The sequence below is a fragment of the Alistipes sp. AF48-12 genome, assembly GCF_003477565.1.
Classification (GTDB): Bacteria; Bacteroidota; Bacteroidia; order Bacteroidales; family Rikenellaceae; genus Alistipes_A; species Alistipes_A hominis.
In genome coordinates this window covers 181800-200383 of the sequence record NZ_QUDJ01000002.1, presented here as the reverse complement: position 1 = coordinate 200383, position 18584 = coordinate 181800, and the positions used below count along the sequence as shown (strand labels likewise).

Sequence of the window (18584 nt, the reverse complement as noted above, 5' to 3'; positions counted from 1 at the left end):
TTTGTTGGGCTTTTACATCCGTTTTTGACGTTAGAAAAGCAAAAACGGACGTAAATAATAAAAATGTATCTGCAATTCATCGTTGAAGGTTTCGGCAATTTCATATTCTTGATAGCACAAAAATAATCATTCTTTGATAATTTTTTTCGTTTTTGTTTCAAAAAACATTTTATCCTTTTATATATTGTTGTTAATAAGGGTTTTATGAATTATGCTTTTGACCAGAATTTAAATGAATATAGCCCGCATGGGTACAAGAATGAACATGTTTTGAAAAAAATTGAAACAAATGAGTCTATTATTAGCTAATATTTGTAGAATTTCGTGCTATCGGAATTTTCTATAAAAATACGCGGGGAAAATTTGGTAAAACAAGAAAATTAAACCTAAATTTTTATCTATGAACAAAACATTACTTTACTTCAAGACATGGATGAAGGCAACAGGACGCAATCTGGTCAGTGCGAAGGTGCTGAGCCTGGTTGTTTTGTTGTCGGCAGTTCCATACGCGGCTTTCTCTGGCAATGGGAGCCTATCTGAAGTTTCGGAGTCTATGCAGGCTGGAACTCAGACTGTTTCAGGTACCGTTCAGGATCAGGATGGCACTCCCCTGATCGGTGTGACGGTTACTTCGAGTCCGTCGAACGGCGTGGTGACCGACGTGAACGGTAAGTTTACGATCAAAGTTCCCTCAGGAGCCGAGTTGACATTCAACTATTTGGGCTATAAGACAGTGAAAGTGAAAGTTGGCACTCGTACCACGATCAACGTGAAGATGGAAAGCGATGCTCAGCAGCTCGAAGAGCAAGTCGTTGTCGGTTACGGTACGCAGAAGAAAGTTTCCGTGGTTGCCGCCGTGTCGTCGGTTAACAGCAAGGAACTCCGTCAGAGTTCTTCGCCGAACTTGGCCAACGCATTGGCCGGACGTCTGGCCGGTCTGACCTCGTTGCAGTCCGGCGGTTCTCAGCCGGGTTTCGATGATGCCGACCTGTATCTGCGTGGGGCTTCCACTACGAACGGTACGAGACCGCTGATCCTGATTGACGGTGTGCCTCGTGACAATATCCGTACGTTGGATGCAAACGAGGTCGCTACGGTTTCCGTGCTGAAGGACGCCGCGGCTACCGCCGTATACGGTGTGCGTGGCGCGAACGGTGTGATCCTGATCACGACCAAGCGTGGCGAAGTAGGACAGACTAAGTTGGATATCTCTTTCGACCAGAGTTTCCAGGCGTTCACGCGCGAGCCGGAAAGGGTTGATTCGTGGGAATTTATGACTTTGCGTAACGAAGCGAACCGGAACGACGGTATGAACGAAGAATATTCCGGAAAGATGATTTCCCGTTCGTTGAATCCGTTGATGGGGCTGGATCCGAACGATCCGGATTATGCATTGAAAGCGGCCAGAAGGCATTATATGTATCCTAACCACGACTGGTATCGTGAAATTTTCAAAAAATGGTCGCCTCAGAGTCGTGTGAACATCAATATCAGCGGCGGTACCGAAAAGCTGCAATATTTTGTAAATGCCAGCTATTTGCATCAGGGTGGTAACTTGCATACGGAACCGAAAAGCAAGCTCGGCTACGATCCTCAGGCAAGGATGACCCGTTACAGCTTCCGTTCGAACTTGGACTATAACATCACGAAGAACTTCAAGGCTTTCCTGAATTTGGGTAGCTACATTGAAAAAGTGGGCATGCCCGGTACTACGACTTACGGCGGAGACAATAAATGGATGATCCGTGACCTTATCCACTGTACGGTAGGTATGAAGCCGATGACCGTAGGTCCTACCACTCCCGATGCGTCTCTGGGCTACGATGTAATTCCGGATAAAGTGATCCGTCCGGTCGAAACCGACCGTTCGCCTTTCGAATCCGTAAACCGTAAAGGTTACCGGGATGAAACCAGAACGAACCTGAATGCGTCTATCGGAGGCGAGTGGAATATGACCTTTATCACCAAAGGTTTGTCTTTGAAAGGTATGGCTTCGTTCGATGCCGTAGCCAATACGATTCTGGGCGGCGACATTACGGAAATGTCTTTCGCAACTTCGGTTGATGAAGATAACGACCAGATCTATTTTGCGGCCGACCGCGAATTGAACGGTACGTTGAGCCTGAGCAAGAGCGGTTATACCAATTATACGGTCAACCTGCAGGGATCGTTGAATTATAGCAGAACTTTTGGCAAGCACGACGTAGGCGCCATGATTTTGGTACAGCGTGATTTTTGGGAAACCAACGGCGCTCCGCTTAACATGCCTTATAATATGATGGGTATGGCTGCCCGCGTTACTTACGGCTTCGATAACCGTTATCTGTTAGACGCCAATATGGGTTACAACGGTTCCGAGCAGTTCTCTCCGAAAAATCGGTTCGGTTTCTTCCCCTCTTTTGCAGTGGGTTGGGTTGTTTCCAATGAAAATTTCCTGAAAGGCAATAAAGTCATCACCAATTTGAAGTTGAGAGCTTCTTACGGTAAAGTAGGTAGCGATAAGATCGGAAACAACCGTTTCCTTTATTTGGACAATCACACTTATAGTGCAAGCGGTGGCGTTGCCGTCGGCGGTTACGGTACGATCAATGAGAATCGTCCGGGTAACTACAACCTGCAGTGGGAGGTTTCCAAGAAACAGAACTACGGTATCGATCTCCAGTTGTGGAGCGATTGGTCGATTACTTTCGATTACTTTATCGAACAGCGTTCGAAGATCCTGAAGACCCAGGGAATGGCTCCGCAGTTTGCGGGTGTCCCCCAGTGGCCTTACTTGAACCTCGGCGTGGTGGATAACTCGGGTTATGAACTCGAAATTAATTACAACAAGTCTTTCAACAAGGATCTGTTCCTCTCTGTAAAGGGTAATTTCAGTTATAACCACAATAAAGTGAAATTCTGGGATGAAGTGCCTTATGCGGACGGTTATTATTACCAGTATCGTACGACCGGACAGTCGCTCAATCAGACTTTCGGTTACAAGATCGACTGGAGCAACGGCAACGGGTATTTCAATACTCAGGAAGAATTGGACAAGTATACGGAAGGATATGTAGACGAGAACGGCGTCGAACACAAGGGTATTACTTACAACCTTTCTACGGCTCCCCTGTTGGGCGATTTCAAGTACATCGACCAGAACGGGGACGGAATTATCGACGAGAAAGACCGGGTGCCCATCGGTTACACGAATGTGCCGCGCGTATCTTACGGTCTCAACGTTTCTCTTAATTACAAATGGTTCGACTTTACGGTCTTCCTTCAGGGGGTAGGTAAATATTCGAGCTATTACAGCGGTCAGGGTGTGAACGAGAACATCTATCAGGGTACTTTCTTCAAGTATCACAAAACCGCTTGGACCGCCGAACGTTATGCTGCCGGGCAGAAGATCACTTATCCGAGATTGTCTACCGGAGAAACCTGCTCGAAGATCCAAAATGATTTCTTCGTAATGGACCGTGCTTTTATCCGTCTTAAAGCAATCGAATTGGGTTATACTTTGCCGTCGAATGCTCTGCGTGCAATCGGTATTAATAAATTGAGAGTGTATTTCCGCGGTGATAACCTGGTTACGTGGGATCGTCTGAGAACAAGTACGACAGACCCCGAACAAACGGACCAGATCGGTTATCCTATCGTGAAGACGTTCAACTTTGGATTTAACGTAACATTCTAAGCTACTAAAATTCTCATTATGAAAGTGAAATATATATTTTTATCAGCTATAGCGTCGGTCGTTGCATTGAGTTCGTGCTCGGACGCTTTGGATATGGCTCCGGCTGGTTACATCGACATGTCCACGATATGGAAGGATAACGATAGAGTCGGGGCTTACCTGAATGCTATTTACAGTGGAAGTTATGTTACAAACAAAGGAATCGGACAGTGGTATTTTACTACCAATATTCCGGTTGCCATGTCGGATGATGCGTGGGATGCGGACGCAGAAGTAGAAACGGGATTATATTCGGCTCAGGCTTATAATGGAGTGGCTTCGGCCAGCAACCATCCGTTGTTAAGAAGCGGTAATATCAGTTGGGGCAATCTGTATGAAGGCGTGCGTAAATGCAATATCTTTTTGACTCATATCGATTCGGCAACGGTTACCGAAGAGAAGAACCGCGCCCGTTGGAAAGCCGAGGCTTATTTGTTGCGGGCTTATTTCTATGCGGAATTGATTCGTTATTTCGGTTCGATGGCTCCGCTTATAAAGACTGCCACTGCTTATACGGATGATTTTGAACAATATGCGATTAAATCTACTTACCGTGAGTTGGTCGAGTCTATCATTGCCGATTGCGATTCGGCGCTGGCGGAACCGGCAGTTCCTTGGAGAATTACTACCGGCGGAGAATCGAACCGGGTAACGAAAGCGTTGGCTTGCGCTCTTAAGTCCCGTTATTCGCTTTATGCCGCCAGCCCGCTGAACGCGACGAATGCGCTGGATGCGATGACTTGGGAAGAGGCCTATCAGATCAATAAGGAAGCGTTGGCTAGTTTGCGTGAGAACAGCTATGAACTTTATAAAACGTGCAAGAATCCGTCCGAATACGATGTATTCGCTACCAAAGGGCAGGTGAAATGGAAAAAAGGTTCCGACGCTGCGGCGGCAATGCATGAATATTTCTGTTCAACATTGAGTTATGATGCGAATCCGAACGATAAGGAGACGATTTGGCAAGACCGTGGCGCCCGCGGTGATATGTGGTTTATCAACGGGATCGGTTTCCAGGGATATTATAAGTGCGGATTGACGCCGACGCAGGAACTGGTCGATCAGTATGAAAATGTAAAATACAACAGCAGTACTGCCTTGGAAAGTTATCCGGTTGTCGATTTGGCGTTGCCTTACCGGGATAATACGCATTTGAAACCGAATTTTAATCCTGAAAATACGATTTTCGATCAGGTTTCGAATCCTTATGGGGACAGGGATCCGCGTTTCTACGTAACGGTCGTTTACAATGAGTGTGTTCGTACCGCCTTCTGGAAAAACGAAGAGATCGACGGTCGTTCGGGAGTTCATTATGTCGGAAATGCCATCCGTTCCAAAACGATCTGGACGAATAAGGAAGACGATTACACCGGTATCCATAGCAGTCGTCGTCAGAGAACGCGTACCGGTTACTATCTCAATAAATACTTGAAGCCGTCCGAAGGAGAGAACGCAGGCGGTAGTGTAAAGTATAAAATTTTCCGTTTGGCCGAAATTATTCTGAATACTGCCGAATGCGCTATTAATGCCGGTCATATCCAGGAAGGTATGACGTTGGTCAATGAAATCAGAAACCGCGCGGGGATGCCGGCTTGGCCGACAAGTCTTACGCAGAACGAAGCTCTGTTGTATCTGAAACATGAACGCCGTGTCGAAATGGCGATGGAGGATACCCGTTTGGACGATATGCGTCGTTGGCAGAGGCCCGACGGAGATATGTCGGATTATCAGTGGCCGACGGCTATGGAGATTTCATGGTTGGGCGATGATAAGGAAGGTAAGCCGATGTATACTTACACTCGTAAGCATATTCGGAACTCTCCCCGCCGTTGTTATTCCAATAAGTGGTTGTGGGTGCCCATTCCGTTGAGCGATCAGAATCGGTTGGAAACTTTGACCGGACATGCATGGCAAAATCCCGGATGGTAGTATTTACGGGTTGTGTAAACGATTAAATGATAAATAATATGAGACATAAAGTAAATATTAAAATAGCGCTGTTGCTCACATGCATGTTTTTGAGTGCATTCGGGGCTAAAGTCAGTGCGCAGTCGTCAACCGTCTATACCATCAAGGGTGTCGTAACGGACGAGTTTGGCAAGCCGCTGTCCGGAGTGGTCGTTAATTCCGAGACGGGAAAGAACGGAACTTCGACAGATATTGAAGGCTCCTATATGCTGACAGTGGACGATGGGAGTAAGGATATCGTTTTTTCTTATCTCGGTTATAAAGATAAAAAGGTGGCCATCGCAGAGAAGGAAACAATCGATGCGAAATTGGAACCCGACGCTTTGAAAAGCGATGAGATCATAGACATGGGTTTCGTTCAGCAACGGCGGGGAGCAATCTCCGGAGCTGTTAGCTCTGTGAAAGGAACTCCGATGGAAGCCGCTCCCGTTTCGAGTTTCGGTGCTGCTATGAACGGTTTTGTGACCAACTTGATGGTACGGGAAAATAACTTTGTACTTGGTAATGAGACGGTTAATATGTTGATCCGCGGCGCTTCGAATCCGCAGAATGGGTGGCAGGCCCCGTTGATTATGATCGATGGCGTGATGTCTTCTTATAATAGTAACGATGTTTTGCGCTATCTGACTGCAAAAGAGGTCGAATCGATTACTTTGTTGAAAGATGCTTCTACGCAGGCTTTGTACGGGGTTAAGGGAAATGCCGGTGTGATCGTAATTACGACGAAACGAGGTAAGAAGGGGCCGGTTCGGATCGATGTTTCTTATGATCAGTCGGTACAGCAGCCGACGATTTCTCCGAAATTCTTACATTCGTGGGAATATGCTACATTAAAGAACGAAGCTACCTATAACGATAATCCGAGCTTGGGTAAAACGCCTGTTTACTCGTCTCTTGACATCGCCAATTATATCTCCGGAGAAAACAGGGATCTGTATCCGGATAACAACTGGCGCGATATGTTCTATAAGAAATTAACTACCATGTCGCGGGCCAATGTAAACGTTACCGGTGGTTCGGATAAGTTCACTTATTTCACACAGGTGAATTTCATGCACCAGGGAGGTCAGTATAAAGTGACCAATGAACGTTATAAGTCCGGGTTCAATACGAACTGGTTCAATTACCGCACGAACGTAGATATTAAGGTGAACAAATACCTGAGCTCATACCTTCGGTTGAGCGGTACCGTAAGACGTGATCGTACTCCGGGCACGGGTCTCTTTTATAACGTGGATCAGACATTGTTCCAAAATATGTATTATCGTGGAGCGAATGTTTACGGTCCGTTGACGCCTGCCGTATATGACCCGACAGACGGAACGATGTTGGATCCTGGAGGAAAGTTGGTCGTTGAAGAGAAGAATACTTATTCGATTTACGGAGTGTTGAACCGGATGGGTTATAATAAGGCTACTTCCGTGAACATCAATTCCCAGTTCGGATTGGATCTGGATCTGAGTTTCGTGACCAAAGGGTTGAAATTAGGCGGATATATCGCTTACCAGACTTATGGTTACAATTCTCTTACCGCTATTCAGAGCAATGAACTTGTTAAGAGGAAAACGACCGACGATCCGTCCGTACTCGCTTTCGAAACGATCGGTACGACGAAAGATTCCGAACTGAGTTACGGGAAAGGTTATTCTTCTTACTATCATTTGGATTATCGGGCTTATTTGGATTATCAGCGTACTTTTGGAAAACATAATGTACAGGCTACCGCTTTTATTTACTACCAGAACCTGTCTAAGGCGGATATGGGGTCTTCCAATAATGTTTTGCCTTTCAATACGGTGTTGTCCGGCGTCGAGGCTGCCTATGGTTATGACAACCGTTATTTCGTAAAAGTCGATCTGGGTTATTCTGCGACCGAGCAGTTCGCTCCCGATCGCCGTTGGATCGCTACGCCCGCTATTTCCGGCGCGTGGAATCTGGCGAACGAACATTTTATGAAAAATGTGAAATGGCTGAACGAGTTTAAAATCCGTGCTTCTTACGGACGTACTGCCGAGGACGATTTGCAGAACGGACGTCATGGTTACTTGGATGAGAACCAGTTTGGTACTGGCGGTTCGGTTCCCGTGTTGGCTTATTCTACATGGGAAAATAAAAAGGGATATGCTTTGCTTCAGGCACAAACGATGCTCAAACAAAATTACGGTATCGACGTAGGATTGTTCAACGGGTTTACGTTCTCTTTCGACTATTTCAAAGAACGGATGGATAATATGCTGATCCATGCGACCTCGACGATTCCGAGTTATCAGGGTATTCCCATCAACAATTATCCTGCTACGCAAGTCGGTGTTTACGAGAACAAAGGTTATGATCTGTCGGCTAACTACTACAAACGGATCAATGCGGACTGGAGTTTTAACGTAGGCGGTTGGGTTAGCTATGCCCGTAATAAGGTTATTTACAAAGACGAAACCGAACTGGGTGAAAGCTATTCTTACAGACGTAAAGAGGAAGGATTCCCGCTCGGAACTTCTTTCGGATTGATGGTTGATTATAGCAACGGTAATGGTTATTTCAATTCGCAGGAAGAAATCGATCGTTACGAATGTACTTACGGATGGAACATGCCTTCTCCCAGGGTCGGCGATTTGATCTTCAAGGATATAAACGGAGACTATATCATCGATGAGAAAGATCAGGTTCCTTTCGGATACGGTGGCATACCGCAGGTATTCTACGCTTTCAATGGCGGATTCAAATACAAGAATCTGGAGTTTAGCTTCCTTTTCCAGGGCGTAGCCAGAACGGGGGGATTCGAAAGCAGTACATGGCATCTTAACTACGAAGGGATCTATACCCGGTTGCATGAAGGCGCCTGGACGCCTGAAAGGTATGCCGCAGGGAAAGAGATTACGGCTCCGGCTTTGTCCAATAGTCAGACCTCGAGCGATATGCGTAATAATTCCTATAACTGGAACGACCGGGCATTCCTTCGGTTGAAGAATGTGGAGATCGCTTATACATTGCCGTTGAATGTATCGAAGAAGATTTCTGCGGATAAAATTCGGTTCTCGCTTAGCGGACAGAACCTGGTTACCTGGGGCCGCATGAAAAACAAGGATATTGAACCGGAATACGGCGGTTTGTATACCATTCCTGCCTACCGTGTTTATAACGTAGGTGTCAGTGTTCTTTTCTAACCAGTAAAAGTTCTTTTAACGAGTAAAAAAAAATTGTATGAAAAAACATATATATCTTCTTTTTGCAGCATTTGTTGCCGGAGGGCTTTCCTCTTGCAAGGATGCACTCGATCTGCCGGATGACGGACGTATCAGTTACGAGAGTATCTGGTCGGATCGGAACAGAACGATCGGTTATCTGAATACTTGCTATAATTACGTTTCCGGTCCGAATTTTGGAGTGATATCTTATACGGACGATGCGCAGGACGCATATGATTACCTGGCAAATTCTGGAGTTACTTACTGGTACTCTGGTTTGGTCAGTGCTACTCAATGGCCGCTGGGAGGATCTTGGGGCAATGCGTTTGTCGGAATCCGTTATTGCAATGTTTTTATTCAGGCATTGCCGAATGCGACCGCCTATGCTCAGGAGGAGGAAAAGAAAGGCTGGATCGCTCAAGCCAAGGCATTACGCGCTTATTATTATTTGACGCTAATCAGAGATTACGGCGGTGTTCCGTTGATTACGGAGCCATATTCTTATGATCACGATTTTTCTTCCGACAGGCGTGCTAAAGTCTGGGAAATCGTTAAGCAGATTCTGCAGGATACCGATGATGCTCTTGCAGCTCCGGGAGCCGAGGATATGTCTTATACGAGCAAAGGATTCCGTTGGGTATTGGGCTCGAACTATGCCAATATGATGCACCGCGCATTGGCCTATGCTATCCGTTCGGAAGCGATTATGCTGGCTGTAAGTCCGCTTCACAAAAATGAAGAAGGAAATCCTTATACCTGGGAGGATGCCGCTAAAATTACGAAGGAAGCGCTCGACCAATGTCTGGCTCACGATTATTCGTTGTTTACCCGTCTGCCGATCATCGAGACCGATTCGAAGGGCGCTTATGATTATTATTTCTTCACTCCGTACGATTACGACCGTCCGAGTGACAAGGAAACGATTTACGGTGTTGCCGGGATTTCGGTTTGGAATGGTTACGGTCTTCCGACTAATCCCAAACAGTCTTCTGCCGGAATCAGCCCGACACAGGAGTTGATCGACTCTTATGAAACGGCCGATGGACACCCGATTCTTAAGAAAACAGGGGATGGCAAATATTATAAAGATGACTCTCATTTGCAACCGAACTTCAATGAAGCTGCCGGATACGACGATCAGAATCCTTATGAGAACCGCGATCCTCGTTTCTATCAATCCGTTTATTTCAATGGAGCACAGCGCCATTGGGACGATCCGGACGAACTCGTGAAAATTTATGACAATGCGCCGAAAGACAGTTCCTGCGCAATTGATAAAACGACCATTCGGAATACGAGAACGGGTTATTACATGAGAAAGTACGACAAACATACTTCATCTTATGAAACGCCTGTTACCGGATATGTACGTAGATTCCGGTTGGCAGAGCTTTATCTGAACTTCGCAGAAGCGGCCAATGAAGCTTATAGCCCGACTCAGCAGGTAGAAGGATATAGCGGACAGCCTGCAATGTCTGCCGTAGAGGCTGTCAATGCAATCCGTTCGAGAGCCGGTATGCCGGGTGTCAGAGACGAATATACTACGGATAGGGATGTGTTCAGGGATAGAGTCTGGAATGAACGTCGGGTGGAATTCGCTTTTGAACCGCTTCGTTTCTATGATATCCGGCGTTGGAAGATCCTTGACAAAACCGAAACGGTCGTAACGGGTATGCGGGCGACCAAGAACGATGATAATACGTTTACTTATAAACGTTTTGTTGTCAGCGAACGCAAATCGAATGCGGATACTTATCTGCTTTTCCCGTTGCCTACGGACGAAGTGAATAAGATGTATAAACTTACCGGGACGAACTGGCAGAATCCGGGCTACGAATCTCCCGAATAAGTCGATCGTCTACATGATAAAGAAACGGAAACCAACGGGTTTCCGTTTCTTTTATTTTAGGCGTTGTTGATTATTTTCGCTATAATCATTATATTTACTCTCTGAATAGAACATAAATAAAAGCATAAAATGGGAATTAAACAGATTTTATTAAGTGTTGTGGCTATGTGTGGTATCGTCGGTGCCGGGGCAAAGCCTGCGACGGAAGTGGTTGCGCACCGGGGGTATTGGAAGGCGGAGGGTTCCGCTCAGAATTCGGTCGCGTCGTTGAAAAAGGCGATTGAGATCGGAGCCAGGGGATCGGAATGCGATGTGTATATTACGACGGACGGAGTCGTCGTCGTGCATCATGATCCGACGATCGACGGGAAGCGGATCGACGAAAGCACATACGCGGCTTTGAAAGATTGCAAATTATCGAACGGAGAAGCAATTCCGACGCTGGACGAGCTTCTTGCGATTGCGCGTAAACAGAAACATACGAAATTGATTATCGAGATCAAGTCGCATAATACCCAGGAGAAGGAGGCGGCGGCAGTCGATGCTGTGTTGAAACTGGTGAAAAAAAACAAGATGGATAAGTTGGTCGAATATATTTCGTTCAGTCAAAATGTCTGCGAGCGCCTGATCGCGTTGTCGCCGAAAGCGAAGGTGGCTTATCTTGGCAGCGATCTGACCCCGAAACAGCTCTCCGACAAGGGGTATACCGGATTGGATTATCATATAGGTGCGATGCGGGCCCATGAAGAGTGGTTCGACGAAGCGAAACAATTGGGGTTGGAAGTCAATGTTTGGACCGTCGACGACGAGCCGAATATGAAATGGTTGATCGGTAAAGGCGTTACTTATATTACGACGGACGAGCCCGTTATGTTGCAGAAATTGTTGGCCGAATAGCAAAGGATCGTGTCGGATAAACGATCGTCGGTCTTCTTGTTTCGGATTTTTCGGGAAAAAGAGCGGTGGCGAGGTAAAAAAGTCGCAAGATTTTGCGGATAATTCGATTAATTTTACGAAATTTGCACTCGCTAAATCCGGTTGTGGGAGCACGATCGTTTGGATTTGCCACAATAGCTCAGTCGGTAGAGCATTTCATTCGTAACGAAAAGGTCGTGGGTTCGAGTCCCACTTGTGGCTCAAAAGAAAAAGGAACGTGAAAACGTTCCTTCTTCTTTTGTTTTGGCCCGGTAAGTTTGTTCTCCCTGAGGGAAAGCTTTGTTGCCGTTTTTGCGTGGGCAGTTATTTGCCGTTTTTGCTTTCTTCTTCGGAAAAAGCGTCCTGCACCTCTTTCTTTTTTTCTTCGTGGTCTTTCTTCGTGTAATTTTTCACGTTGTCGACGATCTCTTTTACTTCGTTCCAGAAATTTTCCTCACAAGGATCGCATGTGTTACAATTCTCTTTCATGGCTGTTTTATTTTATTAATGAATAATTCTGCATGAAGACATGCAAAATACGTACTACACCGGCTGCGGACAGGGAATATTCTCGGGAAAAGGGTTAGCCGGCCTTTTGCCGGACGGTATCGATTTTTTGCGTTAGCGGTCGATCGGTCGGCGAAAAGCTGTAATTATGCTATACTCTTATTTTGCATTAAGAATTCGCAAGTCGCCTGTTTTTGCGGATAATATAGTGTACGAAAATCGTGGAGGGGGGGAATTTCCATAATGACGCCGACATCGTTTGGGTCCGTGTGCAGATTTAACTGGCGGTAGTTCGTCCGGCTGAATTTTATCCACGGATTGTTGTGCATCGGAATTTTAAAGCGATAGACATGCTGGATGCGGCTGTTTTTCGTTTCGTCGATCACGGAATCATCGTCCGCCGATTGGCATATATACACGTCGTTGTCGTCCGAAGAGGTGCAACAGCCGGTTGTTCCGGACGAAGGAAGAGAGCAATTCCATGGTTCGTGGGCGCCCGATGATGTCCAGCCATTTTTTCATGCCTCGGTCGATTTGCACTCTCTCTGGTCGATGAGTTTGTCGGCTTTCGGTCTGTCTCCCGTGTAGATGTTCATGCTTCGAGGATCTTCTATTTTGTACAGGGTCGAATGTCCGCGCACGTGTCCCAGAAAATTGGATACGTAATATTTTCCTTGAACAGAGACGCTGCTTTCCCGAAAGGTTCCAGCTCTGCCCGCGTTTGTCGAAATACAGGGTTCTGGCTCCTTTGCGGCTACCTATTCGGGCGACGAGCGTGTCGTTCTGACAATGCAGGTAGTGATAGCTGGTAAATACTTGCGAGATGTCGATTTCTGAGAGTTTCTCCCCTGTTTTCGAAAAAGCGTAAAACTTATCTGTCCAGTCTCTGAAATTCGTCATGTCGAACATCCGTCTGGAGAGAATGTAGTAGGTGCCGTCGAGCAGAGTCATCGAACCCAGGTCCAGGTCGCAATCGACATAGACTATACCGAAATTATTCCGCCGATATATAAGGACATTGATTTTTACAAGAATGGGCTGGGCATTATACAGGACTTCGACGACATGTAGGCTCTGGTGTTGAGCAGCGGTGAAATAACGCCTTTTATATATACTTATATCCCGGATGAGAACGGCAATTACTATCTCGTCGTTGACGGCGATCCGTATGACGGTAAAGAATTCGGTTTGATGAATGCTAAAGGGAGATATTGATACCGCCCGTCTACGACGAGATGGATAACCGGATAACCAATCCTTACTATTCGGATGGGTGGGTAGGGGGAGTCGCCAAGACTTACCTGCCCGAAAATCATGTTCTGATTCTGAAAGACGATCTCTGGAGCGTTATGGACGTTTCGACAGGGAAATACATCTTGAAAGATTTCGAAAGGATAAACGGGGTTTATAACGATCAGTATATCGTAAGGAAGAGATTGTCTCCTCACGAGCCGAGTAATTTTGCAATCGAATTCTACATAAGATTCTCAGGTAAACGAGGCGCCGGTTCAAATCAAAGATCTCGTAATACTTTCATAAGACAGACAAGGCTCTCATATATGAGAGCCTTGTCTGTCTTAGTAGCGGGGGAAGGACTTGAACCTCCGACCTTTGGGTTATGAGCCCAACGAGCTGCCAACTGCTCCACCCCGCGGTATTATGGTACAAAGATAACCAAAAAAAACAAATCCGCAAAAAATATCGGCTTTATTTGGCGCGTGCCGAAGGGGTGTTGCGCACAATAGGCTGGTTGTTATTTGTTTATATCGAATATGGAATGATTGCGTGCCGGATTGCCGGATGCGGCGCACCGGTTTCCAGACGCTTTATCCGAAAATCAGGTTCAGTACGTAAGCCAGCCGATAGCCGCCTTTGAGCAGTTGCTTTTCGGCCAGCAGGTTGCCTTCGTAGCGTTCCGTGTCGGAAAGTTCCGTGTCGGGTCTTACGATGTCGTAAGCGACGATGCAGTTGCGGGCATTGTCGCTCACCCACTCCCTGGGAGTCCCGCTGACCATTTCGGCCTTTTCGGCTTTCGAACAGCGATCCAGTTGTTCGCACCATTCCGTAACGCTCCATGCGTGGGGGCCGAGCGAAGGCATGTCGTCCCATACGCTGTGGAACAGAATCGCCTCGCCGTCCACTTTCAGCCAGTAGTTCGACGGGCGGTAATTGTAAATGACGTGAGCCGGACAGTGCATGTCGGGCAGGAAGTGAACCAGGTGTTTGATCAGCAGCAATACGGTCGAATCGTCCATGCTCTTGTACTTGCCATCCTTCATCCGGTCGATCGCTTTTTCTACGGCCATCAGCGCATCGCCTGGGAAGTCGCCTTCCGCATATTCGAAATCCTTGTTGACCGGAACGCAATGGTCGAACCATTCGTTCGAGTAGCCGCTTTTGGTAACGTAGCCGAGGTAGTCCATCCACGAGGCGTAATAGATGATGTCGTGTCCTTCGAGGTATTTGGCGATGTTCTTTTTCGCTTTTTTTGTCATGTTTTGTTGTGCGATGGCCGCCGAAATGTCGTGGCCCAATTTGTTCCATCCGAACGAAGAGAAAGGAACGGCCGCCAGCAGGAACGCCGCGATCAGAAGTTTCTTCATAGCGCTTTTTATATATTCGGGTTTAACGATGATTTCATCGTAAAGATAGAAATAATTCGGACTGCGACGATGTTTTGCTCGGATTTCCGGCCGAAAAAAGACATTCCGGTTCCGATATCAGCAGGGAGGATTGCATCCCGGGTCGTCGCACGTCTCTTCCGGCCGTTCGAATTCCAGGGTGGCGTGGGTGATTCCCGTGTGTTCGAGCAGGTGTTTGATCCGGTGCTTGAGCGCTGGAATTTGTTCCGTGTCGCGAACGGCGATGTGGGCTGTCAGGGCGTTCTCGGTCGTGCTGATGGCCCAGATGTGCAGGTGGTGGACGTTTGCGATTCCGGGGTCCGCATCGAGGATCTCTTTCCGGATCCGCTCGCTGTCGATCCCGGTCGGGACGCCGTCCAGCGACAGACGCAGGCTGTCGTGCAGCAAATGCGCGGTCGAGATCAGGATGACTACGGCGATCACCATGCCGATGATGGGGTCGATGACGTACCATCCCGTAAAACTGATGACGATGCCCGAAATCAGTACGCCGACCGAAACCAGCGTATCGGCCGCCATGTGCAGGTAGGCGCCTTTGACGTTCAGATCTTTCTCCTTGTCTTTCAGAAATAGCCATGCGGTAAAGGCGTTGATGACGATTCCCACGCCGGCGACCCAGGCGACGCTGCCCCCGGCGATCGGAGTCGGATTTTTCAGCTTGTCGATACTTTCGGCAAAGATGACGCCGACGGCCACCAGCAGGATACATGCATTCAGCAGCGAGACCAGCACCGTGCTTTTTTTGTATCCGTAAGTGTATTTCGGGGTCGGTTTCAGCCGGGCGAGCCGGAATGCCAGCAGCGATAGGACGAGGCTGACGACGTCGCTCAGGTTGTGCCCCGCGTCGGAGATCAGGGCGACGGAGTCCAGAAAGAGTCCCGCGCCGAACTCGACGGCTACGAAAACCAGATTCAGCAGAATGCCCAGCATGAAAGCCCGGTTCAGGTGATCGACCGAATGATTGTGCGTGTGTGCCATGATGTTTTGTTTTATAAGCAGGGCAGCCGGCTCTTCGGAAGAAGGGCCGGCTGCCTGTATGTTTAAGACGGAACAGCCGTCTCCCGTTCCGGTTTAGATCGAAAGCGTTCTCAGCGTATTCAACAGCTCCCGTTTGATCGGTTTCTGGTTTTTGATCGCTTTGCTGAACGGGATGTAAACCAGTTCATCGTTCTGGATGCCGACCATTACGTTGCGCTGGTCTTCGAGCAGGGCGTTGATGGCGGCTTCTCCGAGCCGGCTCGCCAGAATCCGGTCGCTGGCCGACGGCGAACCGCCGCGCTGAATGTGTCCCAGGATCGTTACGCGGACATCGTACTGCGGAAATTCGTTCTTGACCCGTTCGGCCAGTCCGATGGCGCCGCCGGTCAGTTCGCTTTCGGCCACCAGGACGATGCTGCTGTTCTTCGATTTGCGGAATCCCTGTTGGATGAATTCGCCCAGTTGGTCGACTTCCGTCGCGATTTCCGGGATGATGGCCGCTTCGGCTCCCGAAGCGATGGCTCCGTTCAGCGCGAGGAATCCGGCTTCGCGGCCCATGACCTCGATGAAGAAAATGCGTTCGTGCGAGGTCGCCGTGTCGCGGATCTTATCGACCGATTCTACGATGGTGTTCAGAGCGGTATCGTACCCGATGGTCGTATCGGTGCCGAACAGGTCGTTGTCGATCGTTCCCGGCACTCCTACGATCGGGAAATTGTATTCGGAAGCGAAAATCCGCGCTCCGGTCAGCGACCCGTCCCCGCCGATTACGACCAGCGCCGAGATGCCGTGCTTTATGATGTTGTCGTAAGCGATCTTCCGGCCTTCCGGCGTCCGGAACTCCTCGCAGCGCGCAGTTTTGAGGATGGTTCCTCCCTGCTGGATGATGTTGCTGACATTCTGGGTCTGGAACGGAATGATCTCATCGGTTATCAGGCCTTTGTATCCTCTCATGATCCCTTTTACGTCGAATCCGTTGTAAATAGCCGCCCGCGTCACGGCACGGATGGCCGCATTCATACCCGGGGCGTCTCCGCCCGACGTCAGAATACCCACGCATTTCTTTCCTTCCATAATCGTTCCTCCTTTTCGGTTCAATCTTTATCCGTTACAAAAATAGTAATTAATCAATTCCCCTGCACATTGGATGCCTGATTTTTTGAACGGAAAGAAAAGAAGAAACCGGAACGTTAATTCCGGTTTCTGCAGTTCAGAATAAAGAAAATTCCTGCGAAGATGAAAAGAAGGGGGAAAATGATCTTTTCGAACGGGATATCCAGGCACAGCCGGTCGACCAGCAGCAGCAGGATTCCGATCGCCGTGACGATGCCGCCCGGGATCCACCGGCTCAGCGAAAGCAGGTAGGTTCCGATCAGAACGACCAGCATGTGCCAGGAGAAGATCAGCTCGAATGCGCTGTCGGATAGCAGCCCGAAGTTGTTCAGCAGCCACAGGATGCCTGCGAGGATCAGGATGATCCCGATAAAAAGATTGCGCGGACGGATTATTTCAACCGTTCGGTTGCGTCCGGGTTTGTCGTTTTCGATGATTTCCATGCCGATGGTAGTTATTGGGTTGTGTCGGGTCGGCCGTCGGGATCTGCCGACGCGCCCCCCGTTTTCCGTTTTATTCCGTATAATATTCGATGCGAACGGTGTCGGTGGCCGTCGAGTCGCCTATTGAAACCGTTTCGACGCGCACCGTATCGTTGACGATCGTCGGAGTCGGGATGACGGTCACGCTCCGGGTTACATTGAAAAAGAGTTCGATGTTGTCTTTTCGCACCGCTTCTTCCAAGCGGTCGTAATTCCTTACGACGTATACGCCGATATAGATCAGGATTAGAATCCAGATACCGAACAGCACGGACAGGGTCGTTTTCCGACTCGGCAGGTCGAAAACCAGTTTCATCAGCAGGTAGATGACGATGAAAACCGGCAGGACGAACACCAGCAGCAACAGGATCACCAGCAGGACGCTCTGGGTGCCGGCGATGTGGAACGGCATTCCGACGATCGATCCGCCGATCAGGAATGAAATGACGGCGACGACGGCTGCGATGATGCTCAGCGCCAGAATGCCGCCTACGATCAGAACGAAGGCCTTGATGCAAAACAGCAATACCCGGCCCAGAACATAAAGCAACTCGGAAAATACCGAGGCCGTCCGTTCGTTTTTCGGCGAAGGATGGGCGCTGTTCAGATCTTCGCTGATGTTACGGTGGATCGACGAGGCGGTGATTTTTTCCCCGCTCATCTCCAGCCTTTGGCGCGGCGTGCGCGCTTTCGGGATCGAGAACCACAGGATCAGGTAGAGCAGGGAACTGACGCCGATCAACACCCCGAAAAATCCGCAAAACATATTCAGAAACGGGATGACGCTGATGCAGACCAAGATCAACAGCGGCGAGCAGAAAATCAGGCGCACCAGGGTCGGGTCTACCCGGAAATAGGTGGCTATTCCGTTGCACACGCCGCCGAGTTTGGCTCCGTCGGGGTTGCGGTAGAGCCGTCGCGCGAAGTTGTCGGATGGAACGCTGTCTGCCTGAATGTTGTCTGCCGGCGTGCGCGTATCCATGCCGTCGGGCAGACCCAGTTGGCCGATAATGGTACGGATTCGCTCGGCGGTGACCACCGTGTCGGCGTCCTGTTCGTTCAGGATCAGTTCGCTGATGCGGGCTTCGATATCCGACAGGATTTCGGGGCCGTCCGGATTTCCTTTGTATCCTACCTCGATCCGTACCAGGTAGTCTTTCAAAAGCCGGTATCCTTCGTTTTCGAGGATAAAAGCGATGCCGGCGATGCTGACATTGATCGTGTTGTTCATGG

12 protein-coding genes and 2 tRNA genes are annotated in these 18584 nt (G+C 48.5%); 6 read left to right on the top strand and 8 right to left on the bottom strand.

The genetic code is table 11. The features are described from left to right. Positions 1-400 precede the first annotated feature (400 nt). The 6 genes from DW082_RS02100 to DW082_RS02075 all read left to right on the top strand — a co-directional run bounded on the left by DW082_RS02100 (position 401) and on the right by DW082_RS02075 (position 11851). Positions 401-3676, top strand: coding sequence for a TonB-dependent receptor (locus DW082_RS02100; protein ID WP_259335461.1), 3276 nt, complete (start codon positions 401-403; stop codon positions 3674-3676). A gap of 18 nt (positions 3677-3694) precedes the next feature. Beyond that, positions 3695-5644, top strand: a complete 1950-nt coding sequence (locus tag DW082_RS02095; RefSeq protein ID WP_118457090.1) for a RagB/SusD family nutrient uptake outer membrane protein — start codon at positions 3695-3697, stop codon at positions 5642-5644. 38 nt (positions 5645-5682) lie between these two features. Further along, on the top strand, positions 5683-8844 hold the full coding sequence (locus DW082_RS02090) for a SusC/RagA family TonB-linked outer membrane protein (RefSeq protein WP_182424064.1): 3162 nt from the start codon (positions 5683-5685) through the stop codon (positions 8842-8844). Positions 8845-8881: 37 nt separating this feature from the next. Further along, a complete protein-coding gene (locus DW082_RS02085) occupies positions 8882-10714 on the top strand; it encodes a RagB/SusD family nutrient uptake outer membrane protein (RefSeq protein ID WP_118457086.1) in 1833 nt (610 codons plus the stop codon). Positions 10715-10843: 129 nt separating this feature from the next. Next, entirely contained in the window at positions 10844-11611 is a 768-nt protein-coding gene (locus tag DW082_RS02080; protein WP_055202759.1) for a glycerophosphodiester phosphodiesterase family protein, read from the top strand. 167 nt (positions 11612-11778) lie between these two features. Then, positions 11779-11851 (top strand) — tRNA-Thr (locus DW082_RS02075). Positions 11852-11953: 102 nt separating this feature from the next. Here the strand turns inward: DW082_RS02075 and DW082_RS14415 are convergent. The 8 genes from DW082_RS14415 to DW082_RS02040 all read right to left on the bottom strand — a co-directional run bounded on the left by DW082_RS14415 (position 11954) and on the right by DW082_RS02040 (position 18582). Continuing rightward, entirely contained in the window at positions 11954-12118 is a 165-nt protein-coding gene (locus DW082_RS14415) for a hypothetical protein (RefSeq protein WP_172970727.1), read from the bottom strand. 408 nt (positions 12119-12526) lie between these two features. Next, positions 12527-13087 (bottom strand): hypothetical protein, encoded by a 561-nt coding sequence (locus tag DW082_RS14235; protein WP_147386946.1) that lies wholly within the window; start codon positions 13085-13087, stop codon positions 12527-12529. A 630-nt stretch (positions 13088-13717) separates the two neighbouring features. Further along, a tRNA-Met gene (locus DW082_RS02065) sits at positions 13718-13790 on the bottom strand. Between the two features lie 172 nt (positions 13791-13962). Continuing rightward, positions 13963-14739 (bottom strand): S1/P1 nuclease, encoded by a 777-nt coding sequence (locus tag DW082_RS02060; RefSeq protein WP_101571901.1) that lies wholly within the window; start codon positions 14737-14739, stop codon positions 13963-13965. Between the two features lie 117 nt (positions 14740-14856). Beyond that, the gene (locus tag DW082_RS02055) at positions 14857-15756 is read right to left on the bottom strand and encodes a cation diffusion facilitator family transporter (protein WP_101571899.1); all 900 of its coding nucleotides are present in this window, start codon (positions 15754-15756) and stop codon (positions 14857-14859) included. A 93-nt stretch (positions 15757-15849) separates the two neighbouring features. Continuing rightward, the gene (gene pfkA / locus DW082_RS02050) at positions 15850-16830 is read right to left on the bottom strand and encodes a 6-phosphofructokinase (protein ID WP_055202750.1); all 981 of its coding nucleotides are present in this window, start codon (positions 16828-16830) and stop codon (positions 15850-15852) included. A 116-nt stretch (positions 16831-16946) separates the two neighbouring features. Further along, a complete protein-coding gene (locus tag DW082_RS02045) occupies positions 16947-17312 on the bottom strand; it encodes a LiaF transmembrane domain-containing protein (protein WP_118457082.1) in 366 nt (121 codons plus the stop codon). Positions 17313-17382: 70 nt separating this feature from the next. Further along, on the bottom strand, positions 17383-18582 hold the full coding sequence (locus DW082_RS02040) for a PspC domain-containing protein (RefSeq protein ID WP_118457080.1): 1200 nt from the start codon (positions 18580-18582) through the stop codon (positions 17383-17385). Positions 18583-18584 lie beyond the last annotated feature (2 nt).

Bases quoted from the DNA above. Each gene is read 5' to 3' on its own strand.
- DW082_RS02100 (WP_259335461.1), top strand. From the start codon at position 401: ATGAACAAAACATTACTTTACTTCAAGACATGGATGAAGGCAACAGGA.
- DW082_RS02060 (WP_101571901.1), bottom strand. From the start codon at position 14,739: ATGAAGAAACTTCTGATCGCGGCGTTCCTGCTGGCGGCCGTTCCTTTC.
- DW082_RS02055 (WP_101571899.1), bottom strand. From the start codon at position 15,756: ATGGCACACACGCACAATCATTCGGTCGATCACCTGAACCGGGCTTTC.
- pfkA (WP_055202750.1), bottom strand. From the start codon at position 16,830: ATGGAAGGAAAGAAATGCGTGGGTATTCTGACGTCGGGCGGAGACGCC.
- DW082_RS02085 (WP_118457086.1), top strand. From the start codon at position 8,882: ATGAAAAAACATATATATCTTCTTTTTGCAGCATTTGTTGCCGGAGGG.
- DW082_RS02040 (WP_118457080.1), bottom strand. From the start codon at position 18,582: ATGAACAACACGATCAATGTCAGCATCGCCGGCATCGCTTTTATCCTC.
- DW082_RS02045 (WP_118457082.1), bottom strand. From the start codon at position 17,312: ATGGAAATCATCGAAAACGACAAACCCGGACGCAACCGAACGGTTGAA.
- DW082_RS02090 (WP_182424064.1), top strand. From the start codon at position 5,683: ATGAGACATAAAGTAAATATTAAAATAGCGCTGTTGCTCACATGCATG.
- DW082_RS14415 (WP_172970727.1), bottom strand. From the start codon at position 12,118: ATGAAAGAGAATTGTAACACATGCGATCCTTGTGAGGAAAATTTCTGG.
- DW082_RS14235 (WP_147386946.1), bottom strand. From the start codon at position 13,087: ATGACTCTGCTCGACGGCACCTACTACATTCTCTCCAGACGGATGTTC.
- DW082_RS02080 (WP_055202759.1), top strand. From the start codon at position 10,844: ATGGGAATTAAACAGATTTTATTAAGTGTTGTGGCTATGTGTGGTATC.
- DW082_RS02095 (WP_118457090.1), top strand. From the start codon at position 3,695: ATGAAAGTGAAATATATATTTTTATCAGCTATAGCGTCGGTCGTTGCA.